Annotated in this window: 11 protein-coding genes; 5 read left to right on the top strand and 6 right to left on the bottom strand. The window is 74.8% G+C overall.

The genetic code is table 11. From position 1 onward, the window contains the following. Positions 1-40: 40 nt before the first annotated feature. The 4 genes from abc-f to ACFQ80_RS21145 all read right to left on the bottom strand — a co-directional run bounded on the left by abc-f (position 41) and on the right by ACFQ80_RS21145 (position 7,533). Positions 41-1,705: a ribosomal protection-like ABC-F family protein gene (gene abc-f, locus ACFQ80_RS21130; protein WP_430565035.1), complete on the bottom strand. Its 1,665-nt coding sequence runs from the start codon at positions 1,703-1,705 to the stop codon at positions 41-43. A 185-nt stretch (positions 1,706-1,890) separates the two neighbouring features. Next, complete coding sequence (locus tag ACFQ80_RS21135) at positions 1,891-4,299, bottom strand: hypothetical protein (protein ID WP_430565036.1); 2,409 nt, start codon at positions 4,297-4,299, stop codon at positions 1,891-1,893. Then, a complete protein-coding gene (locus ACFQ80_RS21140) occupies positions 4,296-6,380 on the bottom strand; it encodes a beta-galactosidase (protein WP_430565037.1) in 2,085 nt (694 codons plus the stop codon). The genes ACFQ80_RS21135 and ACFQ80_RS21140 overlap by 4 nt, the downstream gene beginning before the upstream one ends. A 133-nt stretch (positions 6,381-6,513) precedes the next feature. Next, positions 6,514-7,533 carry a LacI family DNA-binding transcriptional regulator gene (locus ACFQ80_RS21145; RefSeq protein WP_430565038.1) on the bottom strand — a complete coding sequence of 340 codons (1,020 nt, stop codon included), beginning with the start codon at positions 7,531-7,533 and terminating at the stop codon, positions 6,514-6,516. 111 nt (positions 7,534-7,644) lie between these two features. On the opposite strand from ACFQ80_RS21145, the gene ACFQ80_RS21150 reads away from it, so the two are divergent. The 5 genes from ACFQ80_RS21150 to ACFQ80_RS21170 all read left to right on the top strand — a co-directional run bounded on the left by ACFQ80_RS21150 (position 7,645) and on the right by ACFQ80_RS21170 (position 13,995). Then, on the top strand, positions 7,645-8,019 hold the full coding sequence (locus ACFQ80_RS21150; protein WP_429736157.1) for an L-rhamnose mutarotase: 375 nt from the start codon (positions 7,645-7,647) through the stop codon (positions 8,017-8,019). A 237-nt stretch (positions 8,020-8,256) separates the two neighbouring features. Further along, entirely contained in the window at positions 8,257-9,438 is a 1,182-nt protein-coding gene (gene rhaI, locus ACFQ80_RS21155; protein WP_430550715.1) for an L-rhamnose isomerase, read from the top strand. 2 nt (positions 9,439-9,440) lie between these two features. Continuing rightward, positions 9,441-10,403, top strand: coding sequence for an alpha/beta hydrolase fold domain-containing protein (locus tag ACFQ80_RS21160; protein WP_430565039.1), 963 nt, complete (start codon positions 9,441-9,443; stop codon positions 10,401-10,403). A 65-nt stretch (positions 10,404-10,468) separates the two neighbouring features. Next, a complete protein-coding gene (locus tag ACFQ80_RS21165; protein WP_430565040.1) occupies positions 10,469-12,535 on the top strand; it encodes a bifunctional aldolase/short-chain dehydrogenase in 2,067 nt (688 codons plus the stop codon). After that, positions 12,532-13,995 (top strand): rhamnulokinase family protein, encoded by a 1,464-nt coding sequence (locus ACFQ80_RS21170; RefSeq protein ID WP_430565041.1) that lies wholly within the window; start codon positions 12,532-12,534, stop codon positions 13,993-13,995. Before ACFQ80_RS21165 ends, ACFQ80_RS21170 begins: the two co-directional genes overlap by 4 nt. Here the strand turns inward: ACFQ80_RS21170 and ACFQ80_RS21175 are convergent. Further along, positions 13,980-14,525, bottom strand: a complete 546-nt coding sequence (locus ACFQ80_RS21175) for an ATP-binding protein (RefSeq protein ID WP_430565042.1) — start codon at positions 14,523-14,525, stop codon at positions 13,980-13,982. The two genes, ACFQ80_RS21170 and ACFQ80_RS21175, sit on opposite strands and share 16 nt — an antisense overlap. Positions 14,526-14,731: 206 nt before the next feature. Further along, the coding region (locus ACFQ80_RS21180; RefSeq protein WP_430565043.1) for a pectinesterase family protein at positions 14,732-16,128 on the bottom strand (1,397 nt) is incomplete at its 5' end.

The raw sequence follows: 16,128 nt of genomic DNA on the forward strand, positions 1-16,128 counted from the left end.
TCGTGACACCGTGTCACGAACTACCTCGGCAGGATCTGAACTACCTCGGCGGGGTGGCGGACGTGTCCGCGACGATCGCGCCGCGGTCGAGCACGATCCGCCGGCCGCGGAAGCGCTCGCGCATCGTCCGGTCGTGGGAGACGAGCACGAGGGTGCCGTCGAAGTCTGCGAAGGCCCGCTCCAGCTCCTCGACGAGCGCGGGGGAGAGGTGGTTGGTCGGCTCGTCCACGAGCAGCACGTCCGTCGTGGTGGTGACCACCCGGGCGAGCTCGAGCCGCGAGCGCTGCCCCTGGGACAGCTCCCGCACCGGACGGGGCAGGTCGTCGGGGCGGAACAGGCCCGACGCGAGCAGCGCCTCCGCGTGCTCCTCCAGGTCGCCGGGGCGCCCGGCGGCGAACGCGTGCAGCACCGTGCGGCCGTCGTCCGAGGCCGACGCGACCGTCTGCCGCAGGTGCCCGACGACGCCCACGGCGCGCGCCACCCCGGCGTCCGGCGCGACCTCTCCCGCGACCACCCCCAGCAGGGTGCTCTTGCCCGCGCCGTTCGGGCCGGTCACGAGCACGTGCTCGCCTGCCGCCACCGTGAGGCGGGGGACCGAGAGCCGGCCGCGCACCTCGACGCCGACGAGCTCGACCGCCGAGGCGTCGTCGTGGCCCGCGTCCGGGGACGCGGTGGCGACGTCCGTCCGGAACTCCGCGCGGTCGGCGGGCCGCTCGGCGGGGTCGTCGGACAACCGCCGCAGCCGCTCCTTGGCGTTGCGGACGCGGCCGGTGGCGCCGTGGGTGCGCGCCCGGGACCGGAACGCGCCGGAGCCGAACGACGCCATGGGGAGCTTGCGCGGGATCTGCTCCATCGCCTCGACGTTGGCGTCGAGAAGGTGCCGCTGACGCGCGACGTCGGCCCGCCACCGCTCGTACGCGAGCCGCAGCTGCTCGCGCTCCGCCTCCTTCGCGGCGAGGTAGCCCGACCACCCGGTGCCGTACCGGCGGGCCCGCCCGGCGTCGACCTCGACGAGCGTCGTCGTGAGACCCGCCAGGAAGGCGCGGTCGTGGGTGACGGCGACGACGGTACCGTCGTGCGACCGCAGCCGCTCCGTGAGCCAGTCGAGGGCGTCGTCGTCGAGGTCGTTGGTCGGCTCGTCGAGCAGCAGCAGCTCGGGGTCGGCGGCGAGCGTCGCCGCCAGCGCGAGGCGGGAGCGCTCGCCCCCCGACAGGGTGCCCAGCGCCCGGTCGCGGTCCAGTCCGGGCAGGCCGAGGCGGTGCAGCGCCACGTCGACGCGGCGGTCCGCACCCCGCCCGTCGCGGGCGTCGAAGCGGGCGGTCAGCTCCGCGTAGCGGCGCAGCGCGTCGTCCAGCGCGGCGTCGTCGAGCGACCCGAGCCGGTCCTCGAGCGCGGTGATCTCCGCGGCGAGCGCGCGCACGTCCGCCAGCACGTGGTCGATCGCCTGGCCCACGGTGCTCGCGGGCGGAAGATCGAGCGTCTGGGGCAGGTGTCCGAGGCCGCCCGGGGCGCGCACGACGCGCGTGCCGTTCTGCGGCTCCAGCACGCCCGCGACGACGGCGAGCAGCGTGCTCTTGCCGGAGCCGTTGTCGCCGACGACGCCGACGCGCTCGCCCGCCGAGACGGTCAAGGACAGGCGGTCGAGCACCACGCGGTCGGCGTAGCGCAGGGTGATGTCGGTGAGGGTGAGCTGTGACGGGTCCACGGGCGGGACTCCTTCCGTCGCCGGCGTCGGCGACCGTGGAGGACGGCGGGCGTGCGAACGCCGACGCGGAGCAGTGTCGTCCGACCTGCTCGACGCGTCGGCGTCGGTGTGCTCACAGAGTTCCCATCGCGCTGCACCCTACGCACCGCCGCCCCACGCCGCCAGAGAATTGTGCGAGCGGGAGGTCACCAGGTCAGCGTGACCGGTCCGAGGAGACCCGACGGGCGCCGGTCTCCCTCGTAGTAGTTCGCGGCGCTGTTGCTCACCAGCACGTCGAGGGTGCGGGTGCCCGGGGCGAGGACGCCGAGGTCCACGACGTACGGCGCGGACATCGCGTGCCCGACGACGCCGCCGTCCACGCGCACGGTGGCGGCCTCGCCCACGACGCCGAGGTCCAGCCGCGCGGCGCCCGCGCCGTCCGGCACGTCCACCTCGGCTGTGTAGCGCACGGACCCGGAGAGCCGGCGCAGGGCAGGAACCCGGGTCCAGTCGCCGAGCTCCACGTGCGCGGGCACGACGGCGGACGGGTCGTCCGCGACCGTGTCCGGGTCGCCGAGCACGCGCTCGACCGTGCCTCGCCAGCCGGTGACCTCGACGCGGCGTCCCGACGCCGCACCGGCCGGAGGGACCGGGTGCCCGGCCGAGGGGACGAGGGCCAGCGTGCGGCGGCGTTCCAGGTCGAGCAGCACGCGGCCGTGGTCGTCGCGCTCCACGGGGTGCCGGGTGTCGGCGAACGGGTCCCACCAGCACGCGTCGTCGGGGACCGACGGCAGGCCGAGCCAGGTGCGGACCGCCTCCTCGCCCTCGTGGAAGACGACGTACCCCGCCGGCCGGTCGTGCGAGGGCCCGCCGAGGACGACGGCGCGCAGGTCCGGGGCCGCGGGCTCCGCGTCCACGACGGGGGCGCCGGCCGCGCGCAGCCGCTCCTTGAGGGCGGGGACGTCCGGGACGCCGTCGTCGGCGTCGAGCAGGACGGTGTACCCGGCGTGCGCGCTCTCGTCGTCGCGGTCCACGTACCCGAAGTCGACCTGCGCCTCCAGCAGCGCGCGCACCACCGGGCCGGACGGCGCGGCGTCGGGGCGGCTCAGCAGGCCGACCGGCCACACCGGGGGTGCGGCGTCGAGCAGCTCCGCGACGCGCCGCACGTACCCGACGAGCGGCGGCAGGTGCGGCCACCACGAGTTCCACCGACCCAGGTCGGGCTCGCTCTCGAACGCGCGCCCGCCGCGCACGGAGGAGAAGAACGCGTGCAGCACGGGCGTCGTCACGCCGCGCGACAGGTACCAGTCGAGCAGCCAGCGCGCCTCGTCGAGGCTCAGCCGCCAGCCGTACGCGCCGAGCACCTCGGTCACCGCCGGCACCCCGCCGCGGGCCCGTGCGGCGCTCGCGGCCACCTTCGGCGCCGTGCTCTCCGGGCCCTCGAGGGCGGTGCCGTCCCCACCCGATGCGCGCGGCAGCACCCAGCGCCACACGGTGTCCTGCCCGGGCCAGTGCAGGCGCGCCGCGGTGGCCAGGTCGTCCGGCTCGGCCGGGTGCCCCGTCAGCGCGAGGCCGTGCGCGGCGCACCATGCCGCCTGAGCGTCGTAGTAGACGCGGTGCAGCCGCGCCCGCACGGCGTCGTCCCAGTCGCGCACGAACCCGGTGGCGTCCGGGTCCGTGCCGCCCGGGCGGGTGCCGTCGCCGTCCCACAGCTCCGGCAGCCGGCGCAGCACCTCGGCCACGTCGACGCCCGAGCCGTCGTCGAGCCTCGCCGCCACCTCCGCCTCCAGCCCCGGCGTGTACGGGCGGGCGAGCCGCCGGTGGCCGCGGCCCAGCAGGAACGGCTCGTCGGTGAACATCGCGACCACCGTCGTGCCCAGGTGCTCCCCGAGCGCGGCGGCGTAGGCGTCGTGCGTCAGCTCCAGGAACGCCGCGACGGCGTCCGGGCTCAGCAGGTCCGCCGCCGGGGGAGCGAGCGCGGAGCCGTCGTCCTGCTCCGCGTGCGCCCCGCGGATCGTGCCGCCGCTGGCGGCGTCGAACACCGCCGTGACCCGCCACGAGCCCGGCGGCAGGTCCAGGCGCACCAACCCCGGCGCGCGCGCCGGGAGCAGCACGGCGTCGTCGCCGACGACGCCGCCCGCGTCGTCCACGGGCCGCGCGACGACGGCGAGCAGCCGCACGTCGAGGTCGCGGCCCAGCGCGGGACGCCAGTACCCGGCGTCCGCGGGCTCGTCGCCGGGCGCGCCGACCGGCACTTCGACGTCACGGGTCACCGGCACCAGGCACCGGGCGGCGAACGCCGGGTCGCGCGCCACGACGGCGCCGTTCGCCGAGCCGGACGGGTACGACGCCTCGTCGTAGAGCATCACCGCGAGCCCCAGCCGCGCGCACTCGTCGACCGCGACGCGCACCAGCCGCAGGAACTCGTCCGTCAGGTACCCCACCCGCCGGCTCAGCCCCACGCGCGCGCTGAGGGTGACACCGACGAACCCCGCGTCCGCGATCTCCCGGAGCTGCGTGAGCACCACGTCGTCGTCCAGGTCGTCGTTCCAGAACACGAACGCGTACGGCCCCACCGGCCCGTCCCCAGGCCGTCGCTGGTGCGGGACCGTCATCGGCCGACCCGCACCACGCGCACCGCGCCCGCGGGCACGGCGAGGCTGCCCTCGACCGTGTCGCCGCTCAGCAGCTCCGTGCCCGTCACCGGGGCGTCCGGGGTGCCGAGCGTGGCGTCCGCGTCCGTGTGGTTGATCGCGAAGAGCCACGACGTCGCGTCGTCGGTCGTGCCGTCGTCGGCCCACCGGCGCACGACCTCCACGCCCGCCGGCGCGACGACGTCCGGACCCACGCCGGCCTCGGCCACGAGCCGCTCGGCGAGCGCACCCAGGCCCGCGTCGTCGAGCCGCGTCGCGACGTACCACGCCCGCCCGGCCCCGACCTCGCGGCGGGTGACCGCCGCCCGCCCGGCGAGGGCGCCGTCGTCGTAGGACGCCACCACCTCCGTGCCGTCGGCGACGTGCGTCTTCTCGGTCCACAGGTCGGCCGTGGCCTCGCCGCCCACCGCCTTGCCGACCACGCGGACCGACTCGGGCTCCTGCAGCGGGTGGAACTCCTCGGTGCGCACGCCGAGCAGGTCGCGGAACGCGCCCGGGTAGCCGCCGAGGCGCACGTGGTCGTGCTCGTCGACGATGCCGGAGAAGTAGGTGACGACGACGGTCGCCCCGCGCGCGGCGGCCGCGGCGACGTTCGCGGCGTCGGCGTCCGTGACGACGTACGTGGTGGGCAGCACGACCAGGTCGTAGCCGTCGAGGTCGGCGCCCGGCGGCACGAGGTCGGTCGTGACGCCGAGCCGCCACAGCGCCCGGTACCAGGCCTGCACCTGGTCCGTGTAGCGCAGGTCCTGCGTGGGGTGCGAGTCGAGCTCCGACCCCCACCACGACGGGTAGTCCACGACGATGGCCGCGCGCGACCGCACCCGCGAGCCGCGCACCTCGCCCAGGGCGCGCAGCGCGCGGCCCAGCGTCACGACGTCGCGCCACACGTCGGAGTCCCGGCCGGCGTGGGGCACCATCGCCGAGTGGTACTTCTCGGCGCCGGCCCGCGACTGGCGCCACTGGAAGAACATCACCGCGTCCGCGCCGCGGGCCACGTGCTGCAGGGAGTTGCGCAGCATCTCGCCCGGCGCCTTGGGCGTGTTGCGCGGCTGCCAGTTCACGGCCGAGGTGGAGTGCTCCATGAGGATCCACGGCGCGCCGCCCGCGACGCCGCGCGTGAGGTCGGCGGAGAACGCGAGGTCCACGTGCCGCTCGGGGTCCGCGGGGTACGTGTAGTGGTCGTTCGCGACGACGTCGAGCTCCGGCCCCCACCGGAAGTAGTCCATGCCCCGGCAGTGCGCCGTCGCCATGAGGTTGGTCGTGACGGGCACGTCCGGCGTGATCTCGCGCAGGGTGTCCCGCAGGTCGAGGTAGTAGTCGAGCAGCGCGTCGGAGGAGAACCGGTGGAAGTCGAGCTGCTGCGTCGGGTTGGCGAACGTCGGCGCGACCAGCGGCGGCAGCACGTCGTCGAACGACCCGTAGCGCTGCGACCAGAAGGCCGTGCCCCACGCCTCGTTGAGGGTGTCGACCGTGCCGTAGCGCGCGCGCAGCCAGTCCCGGAACGCCGCCGCGGCGGAGTCGGAGTAGTCGCGCGACACGTGGCAGCCGATCTCGTTGTCCACGTGCCAGACGGCGAGCGCCGGGTGGTCGCGGTAGCGCTCGGCGATGCGGGTCGTCATGCGCAGCGCGTAGTCGCGGTGCACGGGGTGGGTGACGGCGTAGGCCTGGCGGCCGCCCTGCTGCAGCACGGTCCCGTCGGCGGTGCGGGGAAGGATCTCGGGGTGCTCGCGGGTGAGCCACGGCGGCGGCGACGCGGTGGCGGTCGCGAGCGCGACCCGGATGCCGGCGGCGTGCAGCCGGTCCATCGTCTCGTCGAGCCAGGCCCAGTCCAGCTCGCCCTCGCGCGGCTCGATCGTGGCCCAGGAGAAGATCGCCACGCTGAGGATGGTGACGCCCGCCTCGCGCATGAGCTCGAGGTCCTCGAGGCGCACGTCCTGCGGCCACTGCTCGGGGTTGTAGTCGCCGCCGAAGCCGAGGCCGTCGAGGCCGGCGTTCCAGGGGTGGGGGGTCGGGGTGGACTCCGGTGTCGTGCGTCGTCGCATGGCCCGAGTCTGTCATGTATCGATTCAACGGGGAAGCGCTTGCCGGTCGGTGTCCGGATGTCGAACAGGCGGTCGCGCACGCAAAGCGCGCCGTATCCCGTGTGCACGACCGCCTGTTCGGCGGGAGGGCAGGTCAGCCGACGCCGGTCGTGGACTCGCGGACGACGAGCTCGGGCTGGAACGTCACCTGCTCGACGACGTCGTCCGGGTCCAGCAGCAGGTCCGCCGCGCGGTGGCCGAGCTGGTGCGTCGGCTGGCGCACCGACGTGAGCGGCGTGGCCAGCTCGCCCGCGAAGGTGACGTCGTCGTACCCGACCACCGCCATGCCGGACGGCACGGGGACGTCGGCGGCGCGCAGCGTGCGCAGGGCGCCGAGGGCGGTGAGGTCGTTGACGCACATGGTGGCCGTCGGGCGCTCGGCGAGCGCGAGCACCTGCTCGGTGCCGGCCTGCCCGCCGTCGGCGTTGAGGGTGGCGATCGGGATCTCCACCAGCGCCTCGGCAGGGTCGAGGCCCAGCTCCACGAGCGCGTCGTGCAGGCCGGCGCTGCGGTCGGCGCACTGGCGGATGGTGTGCGGGCCGTTGAGGAAGGCGATCCGCTCGTGCCCGAGGTCGACGAGGTGGCGCGCGGCGGCGGCGGCGCCCGCGCGGTCGTCGACGGCCACCGACGACAGCGTGTCGACCGGCGACGGGCGGTCGAGCAGCACCACGCGCAGCCCCCGGGCGCGCAGGGTCTCCAGGTGCTCGAGGTCCTGCGTGGCCGGCACGACCATGACGCCCTGCACGCCGTGCTCCTCGAAGAGGCGCAGGTAGCGGGCCTCGCGTTCCGGCTTCTCGTCCGAGCTGGCGAGCATGAGGGTGTAGTCCGCCTCCTCGAGGCGGTCCTCGATGCCGCGCGCCACGTCGGTGAAGAAGGGGTTGGACACGTCGAGCACGATGGCGCCCGCGGTCGTGATGGTGCCGGCGCGGAGCTGGCGGGCGGAGCCGTTGGGCACGAACGCGAGGTCGTCGATGGCGGCGAGCACCCGCTCGCGGGTGGCCGGCGAGACGCGGTCCGGGCGGTTGAGCACGTTCGAGACCGTGCCGACCGACACCTTGGCCTGGCGCGCGACGTCGCTGATGGACGCGCGGCGGCGGGGGGCGGTCGTCGTCATGGGCTGCTCCTCGGATCGGGACGCGTCGTCGCGCCTGGGCTCCAGCGTAGAGGTACCTGGGCGCCGGGCCGGTGGGTGCCCGGCGTCGTCTCCTCTTGCTAGGTTCATGGTATGAACCGTTTCATCGATGACGGCGCAACGACGCACGTCTGTTTCGTGTCCCGCGTACGGCGCGACCGGCTCGAGGAGTACAAGGCCGCCCACGCCGCCGTCTGGCCCGAGATGCTCGAGGCCCTCGCCGAGACCGGATGGCACGACTACCGCCTGTTCCTCGGGGCCGACGGGCTGCTCGTCGGCGTCCTGCGCACCGACGACTACGAGCGCGCGCAGCGGGACATGGCCGCCCGCGAGGTGAACGAGCGCTGGCAGGCCGCCATGAAGGACTTCTTCGAGCCCGCCGAGGGGCGCCCCGACGAGGGGTTCGTCCAGCTGGAGGAGGTGTTCCACCTCGAGTCGCAGCTCGACGCCGCCCGCCGCGCCGACTGACGGTCCGCGACCTGTCAGGTCCTCCGCGGGGTATGGCGCTCGCTGGTCCTGACAGCTCCCCGGCGCCCCCGAGTTGTCAGGCTGTGCGCGGGAGCTACCGTGCGCTGGGCCTGACAAGTCACCGGACGGACGGTTGACGCCGCCCCGTCACGCACCTAGGCTATGAAACGATTCAAAGCGCGGTCGTTCCGCCGGCCGCACCAGCACCGCGCGAGGGAGCGCGGACGAGGAGGAGACATGACGGCGACGACGCCCGTGCTCGACGCACGGCTGCGCAAGGCCCTCGGCGAGCAGACCATCGAGCTGCCCTCGTGGGCGTTCGGCAACTCGGGTACCCGGTTCAAGGTCTTCGGCACGCCCGGGACCCCCCGCGACCCGTACGAGAAGATCGCGGACGCCGCCCAGGTGCACCGCTACACGGGCATCGCGCCGCGCGTGTCGCTGCACGTCCCGTGGGACCTGGTCGACGACTTCTCCGACCTGGCCCGGCACGCCAAGGAGCACGGCGTGACCATCGGGATGATCAACTCGAACCTGTTCCAGGACGACGACTACAAGCTCGGCTCCCTGACGCACTCCGACCCGGCGGTGCGCGCCAAGGCGATCGCCCACCACGTGCAGTGCATCGACGTCATGCGCGCCACGGGGTCCAAGGAGCTGAAGGTCTGGCTGCCCGACGGCACCAACTACCCCGGCCAGGACTCGATCCGCGCCCGCCAGGACCGGCTCGCCGAGTCGCTCGCCGAGATCTACGCCGAGCTCGACGACGACCACCGCATGGTGCTCGAGTACAAGTTCTTCGAGCCGGCGTTCTACCACACGGACGTGCCGGACTGGGGCACGTCCCTGCTGCACTGCCTCGCGCTCGGCGAGAAGGCGAACGTCGTGCTCGACACGGGCCACCACGCGCCCGGCACCAACATCGAGTTCATCGTGGCGCAGCTGCTGCGCCAGGGCCGGCTCGGGGCGTTCGACTTCAATTCGCGCTTCTACGCCGACGACGACCTCATGGCCGGCGCCGCGGACCCGTTCCAGCTCTTCCGGATCATGCACGAGATCGTGCAGGCGGACGCGCTGCGCCCGGAGTCGGGGGTGAACTTCATGCTCGACCAGTGCCACAACATCGAGGAGAAGATCCCCGGCCAGATCCGCTCCGTGATGAACGTGCAGGAGGCCACGGCCAAGGCGCTGCTCGTCGACGCCGAGGCCCTCGACGCCGCGCAGCGCTCCGGCGACGTGCTCGGCGCCAACGGCACGCTCATGGACGCCTACAACACCGACGTGCGCGGCCTCCTCGCCGACCTGCGCGCCGAGCAGGGCCTCGACCCCGAGCCCATGAAGGCGTTCGCGGCGTCCGGCTACCTGGGGCAGATCGCGGCCGAGCGCGTCGGCGGCCAGCAGGCCGGCTGGGGCGCCTGAGCATGACGACGACGGCGGCGGGCACCACGGCGGACGCTCCGCCGGACCAGGACGCCGCGGTCGACGACCGCGTGCTCGCGGGGCCGCACGGCGACCTGCGCGTGCGGGTCTACCGGCCGGCGGGCACGCCCGTCGCGGGCCTGGTGTGGGCGCACGGCGGCGCGTTCGCGCACGGCGACCTCGACATGCCCGAGGCCGACGGCGTCGCGCGCGCGCTCGCCGCGGCGGGGATCGCCGTCGTGAGCGTGGAGTACCGCCTGGTGTCCCCGCTCGACTACCGCGCCCCGGGTGCGACGCCCGGGACGGACGGCGTCCGCTTCCCGGTGCCGTCCGAGGAGGTCGCCTTCGCCTTCGCGTGGGCCGCCGGGGGCGGCGCCGCCGACCTCGGCGTCCCCGCCGGGCGGTGGTCGCTGGGCGGCGCGAGCGCCGGCGGCGACCTCGCCGCGGGGGCGTCCCTGCGGCTGCGCGACGGCGCGGTCCCGCTCAGCACCCTCGGCGGCGTGGTCGGGCCCGACGGCGTGGTCCCGACGCCGCGCAGCGTCGTGCTCGCCTACCCGGTGACGCACCAGGTCCTGCCCGCGCCCAGCGCCGAGCTGGCCGCCAAGATCGCGGCGCTGCCGCCGGAGAAGAACTTCCCGCCCGCCGCCGTGCGCGCGATGAACGGCAACTACCTGGGTCACGACGGCCCGGCGACGTCGCCGTACGCCTTCCCGGGCGGCCAGGACCTGCGCGGCCTGCCGCCCACGCTGATCGTCAACTCCGACCTCGACGCCCTGCGCTCGGGCGGCGAGGCCTACGCCGCGGAGCTCGCGGCCGCCGGGGTGGACGTCTTCGTGAGCCGCGAGGACGGCACGACCCACGGCCACCTCAACCGGCCCGCCGAGCCCGGCTTCGCGCGCAGCCTCGCGCGGATCGCCGCCTGGCTCACCACGGAAGCCCTCGTCGGCACCGCGCACGAGCGCTGACCCCCGTACCCCTCACCGCACCCACGCCCCGTCCGTCGGCCGACGGACCGACCACCGGAGCACCGATGACGAAGCAGACCGTCAACCCGACCGTGGAGGCCCTCGTCGCGCGGTCGAACCGCCTGGGCGCCGACCCGCGCAACACGAACTACGCCGGCGGCAACACGTCCGCCAAGGGGATCGAGAAGGACCCGGTCACCGGGCAGGACGTCGAGCTGCTGTGGGTCAAGGGCTCCGGCGGCGACCTCGGCACCCTCACCGCGAAGGGCCTCGCCGTCCTGCGGCTCGACCGCCTGCGCGCCCTCACCGCGGTGTACCCGGGCGTGGAGCGCGAGGACGAGATGGTCGCCGCGTTCGACTACTGCCTGCACGGCAAGGGCGGCGCCGCCCCCAGCATCGACACGGCCATGCACGGCCTGGTCGACGCCGCGCACGTGGACCACCTGCACCCGGACGCGGGCATCGCGATCGCGACCGCGGCCGACGGCCCCGAGCTGACGCAGAAGATCTTCGGCGGCAAGGTCGTGTGGGTGCCGTGGCGCCGTCCCGGCTTCCAGCTCGGCCTCGACATCGCCGAGATCAAGGCGGCGCACCCCGACGCGATCGGCACGGTGCTCGGCGGGCACGGCATCACGGCCTGGGGGGACACGGCCGAGGAGTCCGAGGCGAACTCGCTGTGGATCATCGAGACCGCGGCGGCGTACATCGCCGAGCACGGCGCGCCGGAGCCCTTCGGCCCGGCGCTCGACGGCTACGGAGCCCTGCCCGACGACGCGCGGCGCGCCAAGGCCGCCGCGCTCGCCCCGCACCTGCGCGCCGTCGCGTCGCACGACAGGCCGCAGGTGGGCCACTTCACCGACGCGGACGTCGTGCTCGACTTCCTGGCGAGCACCGAGCACGCGCGCCTGGCGGAGCTGGGCACGAGCTGCCCCGACCACTTCCTGCGCACCAAGGTGAAGCCGCTGGTCGTGGACCTGCCGGCCACCGCCACGGTCGAGGAGATCGTGGAGCGCCTGCCCGAGCTGCACGAGGCGTACCGCGCCGACTACACCGCGTACTACGAGCGCGGCGCCGCCGAGGCCCGCGCCCGCGGCGAGGAGCCGCCCGCGATGCGCGGCGCGGACCCGGCGATCGTGCTGGTGCCCGGCGTCGGCATGTTCTCCTACGGCGCCGACAAGCAGACCGCGCGCGTCGCGGGGGAGTTCTACGTCAACGCCGTCAACGTCATGCGCGGCGCGGAGGCCCTCTCGACCTACGCCCCGATCGACGAGTCGGAGAAGTTCCGCATCGAGTACTGGGCGCTCGAGGAGGCGAAGCTCCAGCGCAAGCCGAAGCCCAAGCCGCTCGCGACGCGCATCGCGTTCGTCACCGGCGCCGCGTCGGGCATCGGCAAGGCCATCGCGACCCGCCTCGCCGCGGAGGGCGCGTGCGTCGTCGTCGCCGACCTGGACCTCGCCAAGGCGCAGGCCGCGGCCGCCGAGCTCGGCTCGACCGACGTCGCGATCGGCCTGGCGGCGAACGTCGCCGACGAGGCCGCGGTCCAGGCCGCGCTCGCCGAGGCAGTCCTCGCCTTCGGCGGCGTGGACATCGTCGTGAACAACGCCGGCCTGTCGCTGAGCAAGTCGCTGTTCGACACCACCGAGGCGGACTGGGACCTTCAGCACGACGTCATGGCCAAGGGCTCGTTCCTCGTGGCCAAGAACGCCGCGCGCATCCTCGTGGACCAGAAGCTCGGCGGCGACATCGTCTACATCTCGTCGAAGAACTCCGTGTTCGCGGGCCCGAACAACATCGCCTACTCGGCCACCAAGGCCGACCAGGCGCACCAGGTGCGGCTGCTGGCCGCCGAGCTCGGCGAGCACGGCATCAAGGTCAACGGCATCAACCCGGACGGCGTCGTGCGCGGCTCCGGCATCTTCGCCTCCGGCTGGGGCGCCAACCGCGCCAAGACGTACGGCATCGAGGAGCAGGACCTGGGCAAGTTCTACGCCCAGCGCACGCTGCTCAAGCGCGAGGTGCTGCCCGAGCACGTCGCGAACGCCGTCTACGCGCTGTGCACGTCCGACTTCTCGCACACGACCGGCCTGCACGTGCCCGTCGACGCCGGCGTGGCGCAGGCGTTCCTGCGATGACCGCGACACCCGCGGCACCGGCGGGGCCCGGGTCGACGGCGGCGGGCACGCTCGCCGCCGTCGACCTGGGCGCCACCAGCGGGCGCGTCATCCTGGGCCGCTTCGGCGGGCGGGAGGGGCTGCGGCTGCAGCACGTGGCGCGGTTCCCCAACGACCCGGTCCGCACGCCCGACGGCCTGCACTGGAACCTGCTGGAGCTGTACCGCCAGGTCCTCGACGGCCTGGCCGCGGCCGAGCGCGAGGCGCCCGGCGAGATCCTCGGCGTCGGGATCGACTCGTGGGCAGTGGACTACGGGCTGCTGCGCGGCGGGCGCCTGCTCGGCGTGCCGTACCACTACCGCGACGCGCGGACGGCGGCCGGCGTGGAGCGCGTGCACGCCCGCGTCGACGCCGCGGCGCTGTACGCGCGCAACGGGCTCCAGCACCTCCCGTTCAACACCGTGTTCCAGCTCGCCACGGAGGGGCCGCTGCTCGACCTGGCCGACCGGCTGCTGCTGGTGCCCGACCTGCTCGCGCACTGGCTCACCGGCGCCCAGGTCGCGGAGCGCACCAACGCCTCCACCACCGGGCTGCTCGACGCGCGCACGGGGGAGTGGGACACGGGCCTCGCCGAGCTGGTCGGGGTCCCGGCCGGGATCCTGCCGCCCCTGGTCGACCCGGGGGCGTCGCTGGGCGTGCTCTCGCCCGACGTCGCGCAGCTGGTGGGCCGGGCGCTCGAGGTGACGGCCGTGGGCTCGCACGACACGGCCTCCGCCGTCGTCGCCGTCCCCGCGACCGACCGGGACGTCGCGTACGTCTCGTGCGGCACGTGGGGGCTGGTCGGCCTCGAGCTCGACGCGCCGGTGCTGACCGAGGACGCCCGGCTCGCCGGCTTCACCAACGAGGGCGGCGTCGACGGCCGCACGCGGTTCCTGCACAACGTCATGGGGCTGTGGCTGCTCAGCGAGTCGATCCGCACCTGGGAGCGGGAGTCCACGGCGGCGCAGCGCTCCAGCACCCTGCAGGAGCTGCTCGCCGAGGCGGCGCACGTCACCGCCCCCGTCGCGGTGTTCGACGTCGACGACCCGCGCTTCCTGCCGCCGGGCGACGTCCCGGGGCGCATCGCCGACTGGTGCCGCGAGCACAGCCAGCCCGTGCCGGCGACGCGGGGGGAGTACGTGCGCAGCATCGTCGAGAGCCTGGCGCAGGCGTTCGCGGACGCCGTCACGACGGCGGCGAAGCTCGCCGGGCGCACCGTGTCGACCATCCACGTGGTGGGCGGCGGCGCGCAGAACACCCTGCTGTGCCAGGCGACGGCGGACCGCGCCGGGCTGCCCGTGGTGGCCGGGCCCGTCGAGGCCACCGCCATCGGCAACCTGCTGGTGCAGGCCCGCGCCCGCGGTCTCGTGGGCGGCGACCTGGAGGACCTGCGTGCGCTCGTCGCCGCGGCGTTCACGCCCGAGCGCTACGCCCCGCGGTAGGCCCCGACGGACGACGTGCCCGCCGCCGCGCCGTGGGCTGCCAGGTGCTGCGGCACCGGGCCCCGCGGGGCGGCGACGGGCACGTCCGCGGTCGTGAACCGCGCCCACACGTGCTTCTCGCCATGGTCCGTGCGGTACCAGCCGACCTCGTCGGCGATCGTCTTCGCGAGGCGCAGGCCGTGGCCGCCCTCGCCCGGCTCGCGGTCGTGCGGGACGACGGGCGGCGCGTCCGGGCTGCGGTCCACGACGTCCACCACGGCGACGTCGCCGTCGCACAGCAGCCGTGCGACCACCGGTGGTCTGGCGTGCTCGAGCGCGTTCGCCACCAGCTCGCTCGCGACCAGCACCATGCGCTGACGCCCGGACAGCCCGCCGACGTCGGGCGCGGGCCCCCGCTGCGCCGCCCGGCAGTCGCACGGGAGGCGCGACTCGAGCGCGGAGCGCACGTCCGCGAGGTCGTCGACGGTGCGCACGGTCCACGTCCCGACGACGTCGAGCCGCCCGACGGGGACGGCCTCGACCGGCGTCACCGGCGCACGTCCGGAACCATGCAGCCTCCTGTGGCCACGGGGGATGGGGGCCTTCCGAAGGCCGCGGGTGGCGGCCTGGACCGTCGTCGACCCTACTGCCCCGGGGCCGCCCCCGCGCGCGCTGTGACGAACGTCGTGGGTGAGCGCGACCCACGGCGCGGGACGACCTCGCCCGCGCGCCGCGGACCGCGCTCACCGGGGGTGGATCAGCGCCAGGGCGTCCACCCGTCGTCGCCGGAGAGGTACGCCTCGCGGGTGTGCGCGGCGGCCTCGTCGGCGGTCAGCTGCGGACGGCCGTCGACGACGGCGCCGGCGGGCGCGGCGCCGGGACCGGCGTTGCGGTACTCCCGCATGAAGTCGTCGCGCCACGACCAGCCGCTCATGTCCGACCAGGCGGGCGTCCCGACGTGCGCGCCCAGCCAGGAGTCGCGCACGACGACGGACGGGTCGACGAGCGGGTTGCTGCTCGGGTGCCACGGGCGGCCGAGGAAGACGGTGCCCGCCGCGGCGTCCGACGTGAACCGGGTGCCGGTGAACAGGAAGCCCTTGCCGCCGGGCACGGTCGCCGGAGCCGCCACGTACCCGTTGTTCGTCGCGGACCCGCGGTCGAGCGAGCGGATCTCCGAGTCCTCGACGACGAGGGTGCCGCCGCCGTAGACGAAGTCGACGTCGCCCTCGATGTACGAGTCCGTGACGTACGTGCGCGCCGCCGCGGCGCCGGAGCCCGGGTCGGCCAGGTACGTGTCCTGGTTGCCGAGCAGCCGGACGCCGTCGAGCACGGTGCGGTCGCCCGACGTCCGCAGCGCGAGCGCCTGGCTGCCGCCGTTCGCGGCCTCGTCGTAGGCGTTCTCGACGGTGAGGTCGCGCAGCGTGACGTCGTCGGCCAGCACGGACAGCACCGGCGAGCCGGTGTGCCCGAACGTGCCGCCGTAGAACTTGGCCTGGCCGGCGGCGAGGTCGTAGGTGAGCACCACGTCCTCCGGGTCGCCGGTGGCGCCGCGGATGGTGGTTCCGTCGGCGCCGGGCCAGACCCGCACCACCTCGCGGTAGACGCCCGGCTCGACGACGACGTCCACCGGGTGCGGCGACCGCGACGCTGCGCCCACCGCGGCGCCGATCGACGCGTAGTCGCCGGTGCCGTCGAGCGCCACGGTGACCGTGCGGCGGACCTTCTCCTGCGCGCCGAGGGTGCCCGCGCCGCGCGTGACGACGCGGGTGACGTCGGCGACGTCGTCGGGCGTGTACGGGTACCGGGCGGCCGGGTCGAACGTCGGACCGGTGTCGTCCTTGCGACCGCGGATCGTCGTGAACCGGTTGTCGCGCGAGTCGACCTTCGACGCCGGGTCCTTGGCGACGATCGCGTCCTCGCCGTTCGAGTACACGCTCGACTCGACGACGAGCTGCGACGCACCGCGCGACATGGTGCCGTACTGCGCCTGCCCGTCGAACCAGTTGTTGTACAGGTGGCCGGCGGCCACGTTGTCGATGCTCGCGTTGCGCTGGTAGGTGTTCGAGAACCGGTTGTGGTGCATCGTGATCTCGGTGACCACGTTGTCGGTCCAGCCCACGCCCACCGTCTTGTTGTGGTCGTGCAGGTAGTTCC

Source organism: Isoptericola sp. NPDC056578 (genome assembly GCF_042793275.1).
Lineage (GTDB): Bacteria > Actinomycetota > Actinomycetes > Actinomycetales > Cellulomonadaceae > Isoptericola.